Origin of the sequence: Phytomonospora sp. NPDC050363 (assembly GCF_040655735.1) — a bacterium.
Classification (GTDB): domain Bacteria; phylum Actinomycetota; class Actinomycetes; order Mycobacteriales; family Micromonosporaceae; genus Phytomonospora.
Genome location: NZ_JBFAKK010000011.1, coordinates 78,066 through 90,538, shown reverse-complemented (window position 1 = coordinate 90,538; position 12,473 = coordinate 78,066). Strand labels below are relative to the sequence as shown.

Below are 12,473 nucleotides of genomic sequence, written 5' to 3'. Positions count from 1 at the left end.
CGGGACGAAGGCCAGGTCCGGGCAGGCGGATTCCAACCGATTCGAACGAGTCCTGGATACCGCCGCCGGTCTCGGTTCAACTGGGGCTTGTTCGCCGCGATCGCAGGACCGGCCAAGGGGCGGGAGTCTGCGGGGCGAACCGGAACCGGGATCCGGGCGGGTGATCCCACGAGGCGTCGACCTCCAGGGGCGGGCGAGTGATCGGTCGCGGCGGAGGGCTTCGTGGGACACCGCGCCTTTGGTTCCCGGAGAGACCCTTCAAGGAAGGAAAACAACGTGCAGCTCGAACGAACAAGCGGAAGGCGACTCCTCAGGGCCGTGCTGACGGCCTGCGCGGCGATCGTGATCGCCGGGATCACCGTGGTCGGCGGGCAGCCGGCCGCGGCGGCCGAGCCCGAGACGGGCTCCTCCGTTCAGGCGCAGATCGACGCCGTGCTGGCGCAGCACCCGGACGGGAAGCAGATCAACACCAACCAGATCGCCTGGGAGAACGGCACGGTGATCCTCACCATTCCGATGGACGGTCAGCGGGCCGCCTACGGTCCCGGTGAGCAGGGCGTTCGAAAGGACGGCCGTCCGGACTGCCCGTACTACTGGACCTGCGTGTACAAGGACGAGAACTACAACGACCGCAGGCTCCAGTTCTCCCACTGCGGCTACATCCAGGATCTCGGCGGCTACGGCTTCAACGACCAGACCACCTCATGGCACAACAACCAGTCCGGAGGGGCCCGCACGAGGGTGTACGACTGGCGGGGAGCATGGGTCCAGCTCTGGGCGACCGGGGATGCGCAGTCGTGGAATCCCAACGTCGGCAAGGCCAACAACGACAAGGCCGACGGCATCAAGGCCTGCTGACAGGGCGGGCCGCGGTCGGCTCATCGTGCGGAGCCGACCGCGGCCCTTTCGGCGCCGTCGGCATGCGTGAAGCCCGAGTCGGGTGGGCCTGCGGGCGGCCGATCCAGCGGACGAGTCAGGCACCGGAGCCGCGCAGACGCTCGCGCATCGACTCGCCGTGCCCATGGCCCATCTCGGTGTACAGGTCGAGGGCTTCGCGCCAGGAGCACTCGGCAGCGTCCCGGTCGCCCTCGTCGGCGTGGACATCACCGATGCGCCCCAGGGTTCCGGCTTCCTCGTAGGCGTTGCCGACGCTGCGGAAAAGGTCGAGAGCCTGCTCGAAGTCGCCGATCGCGCCGGGAAGGTCGCCCATGCGATGCCGGAGGTAGCCCAGGCTGTCAAGGGTGTGGGCGATCTTGGTGCGGTCGCCCAGCTCCTCGAAGATCGCCAGGGCCTCCAGGCACGGCTCGACGCCGTCCTTCGGATTTCCCAGTCGGGCCGACAGCCAGCCGATCTCGTTGAGCGCGCGGGCCTGTCCCGGCCGAGACCCGCTCGCCCGCTCCAGCAGGAGAGCCTGGCGGGCGTGCCCAAGGGCGGCCGCGAATCCCTCCGCACTTTCCTCGACATAGGACAGTGCGTGCTGCACGGCGGCCTGGCCCACCAGGTCGCCGGACTCGCGGTGCAGACGCAGCGCGCGCTCAAGATGGAACCGGGCCTGCTCTGCGGCCTGGTGGAAGATCGCCGCAGAGGCGAGGAATCGGTGGCCGCGGGCCTGCACATCGAGGTCGCCCAGACGATCGCCGGCTTCGAGGACGAGACGCGCGAGCTCACGCTGGCTGCCCCACAGCCCACTGGTGCCGAGTTTGTTCATGACGGTCCACGCCAGCCGCCACACATGCCGGTCGTGACCCGCCTCGGCGGCGTGGGCGACGGCGGCCAGGACGCCGGGAAGCTCGGCGTCGAGCCAGGCCGAGGCGTCGTCGAACACCTCGAACGACTCGGGTGCGACACCGGCGAAGGGTTCCTCCAGGACGATCGGCACCCGGCTCGGCTCGGTCGTCCGGAACGCCGCGAAGCCCGAGTGCAGCCAATGATCGAGACCGCGTTCGACCGCGCCGTGCCGGTCTGCCGCGTCCTCCTCCCTCTCGGCGAGGCCGGCGGCGTGTTCGCGGAGAAGGTCGTGGAACGAGTGGCGGCCGTTCGCATCCACTGACAGGAGGTTGGCCTGCACCAGCTCCCTCAGCGAACCCCGGACGTGTTCGGTGCTCTCCGCCAGGACGCTCACGACCCAGGGGATCGAGAAGTCGGGCGCCCGGTGGAGACCCAGGAGGCGATAGGCGCGCTGTGCGCCGGAACTGAGGCGATGGTGCGAATGGTCCAACGCGACCGTTATCGCGGTCTCCGGGTCGGTGGGGCCGATCGCCAAGGCCCCCAGCCGATCCGCTTCGAGCAGGCGTGTGTAGTCGGCGATGGTCTCACGGTGCGGGTGATGGTGCGTCAGATAGTTCGCCGCGGCGATCCGCAGCGCGAGCGGCAGTCGCCCGCAAGCCTCGGCGAAGGCGTCGAAGTCTCTTTCGGAGGTGTGCCTCACGATGAGTCGGCCAAGGAGTTCGCGCAGCAGGGCGGCGGCCTCGTCCGGGCCGAGCGCGTCGACGGCGACGCGGGTCAGGCCACCGCTGGTGATGTCCAGTCCGGACAGTCGGTTGCGGCTGGTGATCACGGTGAGGCACAACGGATCGGCCGGAAGCAGCGGACGCACCTGCGGTTCGGCGTGCGCGTTGTCGAGCACCAGAAGGAGGGGGCGCCCGGCTAGCGAGCGCTGGTAGAGCGCGTGCTGCGCCTCGGGATCGGCCGGGATCCGCTCGGGTCCCACCCCGAGCTGGAAGAGCAGCCGGATCCGCGCCGTCTCGATGTCCACCGGTGTGGATTTGCTGTAGCCGTTGAGGTCCAGGTACAGGCAACCGTCGGTGAGGGTCGCCCTGACCTGGGCGGACCGCGCCCAATGGACGGCCAGGGCGGTCTTGCCGACGCCGCCGATGCCGGTGAGCGCGACGAGGACGCCCGTGCCGCGGCCGTAGTCGGCCAGGAGCCGGTCGAGCCTCCGCAGAGTCGAGCGCCGCCCGGTGAAGGACCGGTTCGCCGCCGGAAGCGCACGCGGCTCCCACACCGCGCCGGGGCCGAAGTCCGGGGCGGCACCGGTGAGCCGCCGGCGGACCCGGTCGAGGGCGACCCGCTGGTGCAGGTCGAGTCCGAGCGCGGACCGGCTCAGCAGCAGGTCGAAGCGGTCGGGACTGTCGGTGGTCGGAGGCGGCGGGAGGTGCTCGCCCTTGAGCCAGTTGTAGATCGTGCTCATCGAGACGTCCTCGGTCATCGCGGCGATCTCGCGGACCGTGGCCCCGGAGTCGGCGATCCGCGCCCGTAACCACGCGCCGAGTTTCACCGGCGTGTCGAGGTGGTCGAACTCGCCGGGCTCGAACGCGGCCCCGCGCCCGGCGGCCGACAGCCACCCGCGCACGACCCCGGCGCCCACGCCGAGCTCGCGCCCGATCTCGTGAGGTGAGAGCCGGTGCCGCTCCATGTGCGCCGCGAGCCATTTCGCGAGACGTGCGGCCGTATCGGCCTCGACAGGCTGCATATGATCCCCCCGGACTCCATGCGATGGTCAGCCCCATGACCGATTCCAACGTATTAAAGGCGATGGTTGAACGCAACGGATTAGGGCGGAGATTCGTCGCCGAGGACCATGCGAACGGTCGCTTCGACCGCCGGCGACTCCGGCGCGTACAGCTCATGGCCGACCTTCTGCGAGAAGGCCACGATCGCCGGGAACGATGCCCCGAGACCCGGAGTGCAGCACGAGAACCCGGCCCCGCCCTGATCACCGTCTCCATCCCTTCGGAGAACCTGGAACGGCCTCGGTGCCCGTCACTCGGCCTCCACTTCTCTCGACCCGCCGACGGCGTCCGGCCCGATGCGAGGTTCACCGACCGCTACGGTCACTTCCCCGTCGCAGACGAACTGCAGTTCTCCGATGATCGTGCCGATCCGAAAGACACAGGAACCGCTTCGCGGGTCGCGCCAGTACTCGATCTCGTCGAAGGTCGAGACGTCCACGGGATTCCAGTCCGCGCCGGCCGCCTCGGTGTCCTGCGCGAATCGGAGGTCTCGGACATCGAAGAAGACGAGCCGGAGATCGCGTCCATCGTCGTCGACGCGGAATCGCAGGGTCAGGGTGACGAACCGATCGCACGTGACGGAGAAGTCGACGAAGGTCGAGGCTCCGTGGAGGTCGATGCGCTCGCCTCCGATCGACAGGTAGTAGACGGCTCCGGCCTGCCTTCCAACGGCGTCGACCGCCGGCCAGGGATCGAGTCCGTCGAAGCGCGGCAGATAGCCGTCCTGATCCTTCACCTCGGCGACCCTACCGATCCGCGGCCGGCTCACCGACTTCGTGAACCTGGCAGTCCAGTTTCCGACCGCACGTCCCGCCGTTGCTGACTACCGTCGCAGCGGGGGTGAGCACGCGTGAAGTGGCCGGTAAAGCCGCGAGACGGCAGTGAGAACACCGACGAGGCCGACGTCGCCACCGATTCGGTCGTCCCCGAGCTGGAGCAGCAAGGCTGGCAGGTCCACGACGAGAAGGTCACCGGCACCGGATTCCTCACCATGGCGGCACGCCTCCCCGCGCTGGTCGCCCAGGCGCTCCGCCTGGCCTGGAGTGCCTCCCCCGCGACGACCGCGGCGTGTGTCGTGCTGAACGTCGTCTCCGGTGTGGCGACGACGTTCGGGTTGCTGGCCACCCAGGGCGCGGCGGCCGCGCTGCTCACCCAGGCGCCGACGGCCGAACGGATCCAGGCGGCGATCCCCTCGCTGATCATCGTCGGGACGATGCTCGCCGCCCGGTCCGGCCTGTCGATGGCCGCCGGCTGGGCGCAGGCCCGCTTGCGGCCGCTGGTCTCGAATGCCGTCGAGACCGACTTCTACCGTGCCACCACCGGCATGCAGCTGGCCGCCTTCGACAACGCGTCGCTCACCGACGAGATGGACAAGTCCCACCAGCGCGGCACCACCGCGGTGACCAGCCTTGTCGAGGAGGCCATCGACGTCATCACCGGCGCCGTCGGTGTGGCCGCCGTCGCCGGGGCCCTGGCGATCATTCATCCCCTCCTGCTCGGACTCCTCATCGTCGCGGCGATCCCGACCGGATGGGCCGCGGTCCGCTCCGCGCGCGCCGAGTACACCTCATGGCACGCCAGGGTCGCCCGTCGGCGCCGCCTGTGGGTCCTGGAGAACCTGATGGCCTCCCGGCCCACCGCCGCCGAGCTGCGGTCCCTCGACCTCGCCGACTGGCTGCTCGCCGAGCACCGCAAGCTCCTCGCGCTGGAGACCGCGGCCGACTTCGTCGTGCTCCGGTCCCAGACCTGGACGCGTGCCGTCGGCGGAGTCATCGCGGGCCTTGCGGGCGTCGGCGTCTACATCGCCCTCGGCTGGCTCATGACCGTCCAGGCGGTGCCGCTGTCGGCCGGTGCGGCGGCGGTCCTGGCGATCCAGAGCGGCCGGTCAAGCCTGAACCTGCTCATCTCGTCGATCAACTCCCTGTTCGAGCAGGGCCTCTACGCCGGCGACCACACGCGCTTCATGACGCGTGCCGCCGAACACACCCCCACCCCGCGCCCCGACCGTCTCGCCGGGCCGCCGGACGTCATCCGCCTGGAGCAGGTGTCGCTGCGCTATCCCGACGCCGAGAGAGACGCCGTCGACGAGGTGTCCCTGGAGATCCACACAGGACGGACGATCGCCCTCGTCGGGGAGAACGGATCCGGGAAGACCAGCCTCGCCGCCCTCATCGCCGGTCTCTACGAACCCACCGGCGGCGTCATCACCTGGGATGGGCGGGACATCGCCGGGATGGACACTGGCCGACTGCGTGAGCACATCGCGGTGGTCACCCAGGATTACCATCACTGGCCCTTCACCGCCGGCGTCAACATCCACATTGGACGCACCACCGGCAGAGGCGGGAGAGAGCGCGTCGAGGCCGCCGCCCGCGCCGCCGACGCCCACGGCATGATCACCGAACTGCCCAAGGGCTACAACACACTGCTCGACCGGCGGTTCAAGGACGGACACGACCTCTCCGGCGGGCAGTGGCAGAGGCTGACCGCCGCGCGCAGCTTCTACCGCGACGCGCCCATCCTCATCTGCGACGAACCGTCCGCAGCCCTCGACGCCCGCGCCGAACACGTCCTCTTCGAAACCCTCAAGGCGCGTCGGGGTACCACGATCCTGATCACCCACCGCCTCGCCAACGTCCGCCACGCCGACGCCATCTACGTCCTCGACCACGGTCGCCTCATCGAACAGGGAACCCACGACGAGCTCACGGCGATCGACGGGCGCTACGCCGAGCTTTTCGGGCTCCAGTCGCGCGGTTACAGCGCGGAGCGGGCGGAGTGAGGAAGTCCGGCCGGACGGCGGGCGGCATCAGCCGATCCGCACCGTGCTCACGACGGTCACCGGGAGCGCGATCGCGACTCACACCATCGCGCGCCCGTCTCCGAGCCGCGAGTCATGCCTGTTCGCCCCTGGGCGACCGCCAGCGCGCCGACGACCTTCTCCGCCTCACCGCGGCCCGCCCCGGTCAGGCGCCGGTACTCCCCGATCGCGTCGGCGGTGCGGCCTTGGGCCGCCAGCCTGCGTGCCGGGCCGAAGTCCGGCGAGGGCTTACCCGGCGCGGCTCGAAGCTCTTCGGCGACGTCGGCGACCCAGCGCGCGGGGTCGCGCTCGGTGGTCTTGTACATGGCGCGCGCCAGTTGTAGGGCATGGCCGGTGCGGCCTTCGGCCACCATCCGCCACATCCTCGCGTGGACCTGCTCCATGGAATCGACGACGTCATCGGCCATCCGGGCATCCCTGCTGCGGTCGGCGGCCGCGTTCGGTCGATGCTCATCGGTACCCGAACGACGGCCGATGAGCAGACCGGCGGCGGTCAGGACCGCCACCACCGCGACCACCACGACGAGAGCCATCTGGCCACCGGACATCAAGTCTCCTCAACCCATCGCGGGCACGTGCGCACCCGACTGCATCTTGTCGCGCCCGACCCGATTGGGGACCGCGACAACCACGAATGTGCCTTGGGGACGGAGCCGGAATCTTGAGCCGACCTTGATTCGCGCGGCTCGTCCGCGGAATGAAGCGTCTCCTGCGGCGGTCATCCACCGGGAAGCGCGGCCGAGGCCCGACGTGTCCGGGCTATTCAGGACCCACCTGCCCACACGAGCCAGGCGACACCGTGCTGGGAAACCCTGCCTCTCGAAGGAGATCAGCGAGGAAATGTACCTCGACGCTCGTACCTTCGTAACCGTGTCGCCTCAGGTTCCGGGCTGATCTCTGCGCCTCGTCCAGAGAAAACCCGAGAGCCTCACGGAAGACCTTCAGAATTCCTCCACCGCCATACTCACCGACCGGCCGCAGGCAGCCAGGTCCGTGCCGCGCCAGGATTTCACCGCGCACCTCCGCCGGAGCCGGACCCCAGCCACCGTCACACGAGACCACTCCGCAGGCGCCACAGGCCCACTCCAATTCCCACCGCAGCCGACCATCCGTCGTCAGCTGTGCCGCCAAGCCCACGCACGGCTCTCCGCACCCCCCACACGGACCCGCGAGCTCCGCGGCTTGTTCGCTCATTCCCAGTCCCTCATTGCCCATGGACGCCCTCGTAGTCGCCGAGCGGCCTGAACGAGGACCGAGAAAAGCCCTCGGTACCGCTGTCCCCACCTGAGGTACGAACTCGCGGCGGAGTAGATCCGCACGCCCGCTCGCACGCCGAAGGGTTCGAGGTTCCAAAACGTGTAAGCACTCGCGGCCACGCTCACCGGAACGTAGATCCTGCCTCACCGCCCGTGCGCCGCCTGACCAAAGACAGCGAAAGCCCCCGCCACCACCGGCGGGGGCCCAAGCCAACTGGCTAGTCGAACACGTTCCCCACGTTCGCCAGCACCTGCCGCGCGATCACGATCCGCTGCACCTGGTTCGTGCCCTCGTAGATCTGGGTGATCTTCGCGTCCCGCATCATCCGCTCGACCGGGAAGTCCTTCGTGTACCCGTACCCGCCGAGCAGCTGCACCGCGTCCGTCGTGACCTCCATCGCGACGTCCGACGCGAAGCACTTGGCCGACGCGCCGAAGAAGGTGAGGTCGTCGTCGTCGCGTTCGGACTTGGCGGCGGCGGTGTAGGTGAGCTGGCGGGCGGCGGCGAGCTTCATGGCCATGTCGGCGAGCATGAACTGGATGCCCTGGAACTCGGCGATGGCGCGGCCGAACTGCTGCCGCTCCTGCACGTAGACGGCGGCGCAGTCGAGGGCGCCCTGTGCGATCCCGAGCGCCTGCGCGGCGATGGTCACGCGGGTGTGGTCGAGGGTCCGCATGGCGATCTTGAAGCCCTCGCCCTCCGCGCCGATCAGGCGGGAGGCGGGGATGCGGACGTTGTCGAAGAAGACCTCGCGCGTCGGGGAGCCCTTGATGCCGAGCTTGCGTTCGGGGGCGCCGAAGCTGACCCCCTCGTCGTCCTTGTCGACGACGAAGGCGCTGATCCCGCGACTGCGCGCCGACGGATCGGTCACGGCGAAGACGGTGTAGAACTTCGAGTCGCCGGCGTTGGTGATCCAGCGCTTGGCGCCGTTGAGTACATAGGAGTCGCCGTCCCGGGCGGCCTTCGTCTTGAGCGAGGCGGCGTCGGAACCGGCCTCGGGCTCCGAGAGGCAGTAGGAGAACATCGCCTCACCGGCGGCGACGGGAGGCAGGAAGGTGCGCTTGAGCTCTTCCGACCCGGCGAGCAGCAGCGGCAGGGACCCGAGCTTGTTCACCGCCGGGATCAGCGACGACGAGGCGCACGCCCGCGCGACCTCCTCAATCACGATCGCCGTGCCCAGTGCGTCGATGCCCGCTCCGCCGTATTCTTCGGGTACGTGCGGTGCGTGCAGGTCCGCCGACCGCAACGCCTCGTAGGAGGCCTGCGGGAAGCTCGCCGTGTCATCGGCCTCGGCGGCGCGAGGAGCCACCTCGGCGTCGCAGACCTCGCGCGCGGCCGCGCGGATCGCCTCGTGTTCCTCTGGCAACCGGTACGCGTCGAACACCATTTACCTCGCCCTTCACCCGCCGTCAACTATCAGGACACCGTGTGCTCGCTTCGGCTGTGAGGATACCTAGGCATAGCAGTACGGCAGTTACGAACCATATTCTCGTCGACCGCGTTACTCGCCAGTAGGGGGTCCGCTCAGTGAGCGTCCAGGTCAACGGACCGTCACCTTCCCACCCCATAACGCCACCCTCGGGCGCGCTTCGCCCGAGACTGGCCTTCGTGGGCTGCGGGTACCTGGGTTCGACGTACGCGGCGTGTTTCGCCGAGCTCGGGTACGAGGTCGTCGGGATGGACGTCAACGTCGAAAAAGTGGCAAAACTCTCCCAGGGCGTCCTGCCCTTCCACGAACCGGGCCTTGAGGCGCTGCTCAAACGCAATCTCGACGCCGGGCGGCTGCGCTTCACGACCTCGTATGAGGAGATCGCCGACTTCGCCGACGTGCACTTCATCTGCGTCGGGACCCCGCAGCGGTCCGACTCCGACGCCGCCGACCTGTCCTATGTCGAGGCGTCGGTCACCGAACTGGCCCCGCACCTCCTCCGCAAGGCCCTGATCGTTGGCAAGTCGACCGTCCCGGTCGGCACCGCCGCCTGGGTCGAGGAGCTCGTCGCCCGGCACGCCCCGGTCGAGGCGGGCGTCGAGGTGGCGTGGTCGCCGGAGTTCCTCCAGGAGGGCTTCGCCGTCGAGGACGTCCTGCGACCCAACCGCGTCGTCTTCGGCGTCAACAGCGACTGGGCCCGCGACCTGCTCTACGCCGTCCACAAGGGGGTGTTCGAGCTCGCCGCCGCGGAGGACCGCCAGGTGCCCGTGGTCGCCTGCGACTTCGCCACCGCCGAGCTGGTCAAGGTCGCCGCCAACGCCTTCCTGGCCACCAAGATCTCCTTCATCAACGCCATGGCCGACCTGTGCGACACCACCGGCGGCGACGTCACGCTGCTGGCCCGCGCGATCGGCTACGACGACCGCATCGGCCCGAAGTTCCTGCGCGCCGGCGTCGGCTTCGGCGGCGGCTGCCTGCCGAAGGACATCCGCGCCTTCGTCGCCCGCGCCGAGGAGCTCGGCGTCGGCGACTCGCTGCGGTTCCTCGGCGAGGTCGACCGTGTCAACGCCCGCCGCCGCACCAAGGTCGTGTCCATGGCCGCCGAGATGTGCGGCCGCACCTCCGGCCCCAACGGTCCCGACCTGTCCGGCCTGAAGATCGCGCTGCTCGGCGTGACCTTCAAGGCCAACAGCGACGACGTCCGCGACTCCCCCGCACTCTCGGTGGCCCGCAAGCTCATGCGCGCCGGCGCCACCGTCACCGCCTACGACCCCGAGGGCATGGCCACCGCCAAGGACGTCGTCCCCGATGCCGTCTACGCCAAGAACATCCCCGAAGCCGTCGACGGCGCCGACCTCGTCTGCGTGCTGACCGCCTGGGAGGAGTTCCGGCACACCGACCCCGCCGCACTCATCGAACTGGTCGCCCACGCCCGCGTCATCGACGGCACCAACAGCCTCGATCCGGTGCTGTGGACCGGAGCCGGCTGGCAGTACCGCGGCATGGGACGGCCCGCACACGGCTGAACGCGCGAAGTCGGCCCACCACCACGAAGGTGATGGGCCGCCGTTCTGCCTGGTGCCTAAGTGGTGTGGGTGAGCAGGGCGAGGTTCCGCAGCAACGCCGGCTCGTCGACCCGCGCCAGTTCGGAACCGTCGGCTGCCCGCATCGACACGAAGGTGCTGAAGCGGCCGATGGTCCGGCCGTCGTCGAGGAACAGCACCGGCCCCTTGAAGCCCCCGTCGGGCGAGTAGACGACCATCTTCGTGGCGACGTCCAGCACGATCTTGCAGTTGAGGACACGAGTCCGGATGCCACTGGGGCTCCCGACCGTCACGCACGCCTGATCCGCCCCCTGACTCATCGCGCCCAGACCTAGCAGCGGCTGGCCGAGGGCATCCTCGACGGCCGGGCCGAGCCCGGTGGCGGTGACGCGGCCGCCGGGCTCCCGTTTCATGATGTCCCGGACACCGTCGGCGAGCAGGTCGAGGTAGTACAGGTCGTAGCCGTCGTCCCCCCGAGGCACCGGCCGAGGGAAGGAGCCGTGCATCTCGATCTCCTGCGACTTGTCCCCCGTCTCGATGTTGAACCAGCGCAGGACGATCCCGGCGGTGCCGAACCTGGTCTGGGTCAGGATCATCGGCCTTCCGTCGGGCGCCCAGTGTGCGTCCATGGTGTACTCACCGCCCTGACCGAGCCCCTTGGCGATCGTGCGCTCGGTGTTCTTCGTCAAGTCCCGGACGACCAGATCGACCTTCGGGTACTCGCTTCCGGGGACCAGGAACGCCAGGTGGCGTCCGTCCGGCGAGACGGTGGCGTCGACGAAGAGCTTGCTCTTCGCCGACTTGTAACGCGACTCGGGCTGCCGCCCCGGAGTCCACGACCACAGCTCGCCGCCTTCCGACCCGGAATCGATGTAGAAGAACGTCCCCTCGATCGTGGCGAGTTCCTCCTTGGCGGCGACCGATTCGGCGCTCGCCTCCGGCGAACCCACCGACGCCGCGGGCTCGTTCGGGCCCGACCAGTCGTCGGCGGTGTCGGTTTTGCCGCTGTCATTGGGATCGGCGTACAGGACAGCCCCGTATCCCGCGACGAGCGCGACGACCGCCAGCACCGGCCACAGTGCCCGGCGCAGGCCCTTCGGTTTGTTCTCTTCGGTGTTCATGTTCTCCCCCGTTCGCATTTCCGTTCTGTCCACCACCATGACGCCGATTCCGCCGAGAGGGTTGCCCGAAGGGACAATGGCCTCCAAAATGGATAGTCCACATCAGCTGACATAGGCGAGCAGTTCGGCGCTGCCGTCGAGTCGCGGTTCGGTGATGGCGCCCAACTCGGCACCGGAGGCGTCGGTGACGACGAGAACCCCGTCGGCCCGCCCGACCAGGTCCGCGCCGGCGAGGACGTAGGTCACGGCGAAGTCCTCGGATGCCTCCACGACCGTCCCGCTCGGCAGCTCGATGACCGCGTCGCAGACCACCGCCCGGTCGACGGTCCCGGAGGACGTGCTCACGCACCCCTTCGTGCCGTCCTCGCTGACCGCGACGAGTTCGTCGGCGCCCCTTCCCAAGGACTCGAAGAGCGGGCCGGCGGTCTCGCTCAGGTCCAAAGAGGACGGCTCACCGCCCGCCGCCATCGCCGCCATACCCGACGCGCCCGTATACGTGATGTCGCCGGCGTTCTCGCCGCCGGCGATGAAGCGCGGATGACACCCGCGAAGCTCCACGTCCCCGCCGAACTCCCCCGGGTCGTCGAGAGAGACGTACGACGCGATGACGTCCGGTCCGCCGTTGAGCGGAGCGCGCCCGACGAGCAGGCTCTCGCCGTCGGGGGTCCACACCGGCTCGGCGCACGGCAGGTACTGGAAGTCGTCCATCAGCGTCGTCACCGCTCCCGTCGCCAGCTCCTTGACGAGAAGGTTCGCGGTGAGGCCGTCGGCGGAGGTCTCGCGCCAGGC

8 protein-coding genes are annotated in these 12,473 nt (G+C 69.3%); 3 read left to right on the top strand and 5 right to left on the bottom strand.

What is annotated here, in order from left to right:
* Positions 1-276 precede the first annotated feature (276 nt).
* The gene (locus AB0I28_RS27145) at positions 277-858 is read left to right on the top strand and encodes a hypothetical protein (RefSeq protein ID WP_357497922.1); all 582 of its coding nucleotides are present in this window, start codon (positions 277-279) and stop codon (positions 856-858) included.
* 115 nt (positions 859-973) lie between these two features.
* On the opposite strand, the gene AB0I28_RS27140 is transcribed toward AB0I28_RS27145, so the two are convergent.
* Both AB0I28_RS27140 and AB0I28_RS27135 read right to left on the bottom strand, forming a co-directional pair.
* Positions 974-3,472, bottom strand: coding sequence for a tetratricopeptide repeat protein (locus AB0I28_RS27140; protein WP_357497921.1), 2,499 nt, complete (start codon positions 3,470-3,472; stop codon positions 974-976).
* A gap of 290 nt (positions 3,473-3,762) precedes the next feature.
* The gene (locus AB0I28_RS27135; RefSeq protein WP_357497919.1) at positions 3,763-4,248 is read right to left on the bottom strand and encodes a hypothetical protein; all 486 of its coding nucleotides are present in this window, start codon (positions 4,246-4,248) and stop codon (positions 3,763-3,765) included.
* Between the two features lie 114 nt (positions 4,249-4,362).
* Here AB0I28_RS27135 and AB0I28_RS27130 point away from each other — a divergent pair, with 114 nt between their 5' ends.
* On the top strand, positions 4,363-6,294 hold the full coding sequence (locus AB0I28_RS27130) for an ABC transporter ATP-binding protein (RefSeq protein WP_357497917.1): 1,932 nt from the start codon (positions 4,363-4,365) through the stop codon (positions 6,292-6,294).
* Positions 6,295-6,350: 56 nt separating this feature from the next.
* Here the strand turns inward: AB0I28_RS27130 and AB0I28_RS27125 are convergent, their stop codons facing one another.
* Positions 6,351-6,881 carry a hypothetical protein gene (locus AB0I28_RS27125; RefSeq protein ID WP_357497915.1) on the bottom strand — a complete coding sequence of 177 codons (531 nt, stop codon included), beginning with the start codon at positions 6,879-6,881 and terminating at the stop codon, positions 6,351-6,353.
* Between the two features lie 926 nt (positions 6,882-7,807).
* The gene (locus AB0I28_RS27120) at positions 7,808-8,977 is read right to left on the bottom strand and encodes an acyl-CoA dehydrogenase family protein (protein WP_357497913.1); all 1,170 of its coding nucleotides are present in this window, start codon (positions 8,975-8,977) and stop codon (positions 7,808-7,810) included.
* Between the two features lie 212 nt (positions 8,978-9,189).
* Here AB0I28_RS27120 and AB0I28_RS27115 point away from each other — a divergent pair, with 212 nt between their 5' ends.
* Positions 9,190-10,545: a UDP-glucose/GDP-mannose dehydrogenase family protein gene (locus AB0I28_RS27115; RefSeq protein WP_357498267.1), complete on the top strand. Its 1,356-nt coding sequence runs from the start codon at positions 9,190-9,192 to the stop codon at positions 10,543-10,545.
* A gap of 56 nt (positions 10,546-10,601) precedes the next feature.
* Here the strand turns inward: AB0I28_RS27115 and AB0I28_RS27110 are convergent, their stop codons facing one another.
* A complete protein-coding gene (locus tag AB0I28_RS27110) occupies positions 10,602-11,684 on the bottom strand; it encodes a hypothetical protein (RefSeq protein ID WP_357497911.1) in 1,083 nt (360 codons plus the stop codon).
* Positions 11,685-12,473 lie beyond the last annotated feature (789 nt).

What these genes read in the sequence shown, in the direction of transcription:
- AB0I28_RS27140 (WP_357497921.1), bottom strand. Translation starts at nt 3,472, where the DNA reads ATGCAGCCTGTCGAGGCCGATACGGCCGCACGTCTCGCGAAATGGCTC.
- AB0I28_RS27125 (WP_357497915.1), bottom strand. Translation starts at nt 6,881, where the DNA reads ATGTCCGGTGGCCAGATGGCTCTCGTCGTGGTGGTCGCGGTGGTGGCG.
- AB0I28_RS27120 (WP_357497913.1), bottom strand. Translation starts at nt 8,977, where the DNA reads ATGGTGTTCGACGCGTACCGGTTGCCAGAGGAACACGAGGCGATCCGC.
- AB0I28_RS27110 (WP_357497911.1), bottom strand. Translation starts at nt 11,684, where the DNA reads ATGAACACCGAAGAGAACAAACCGAAGGGCCTGCGCCGGGCACTGTGG.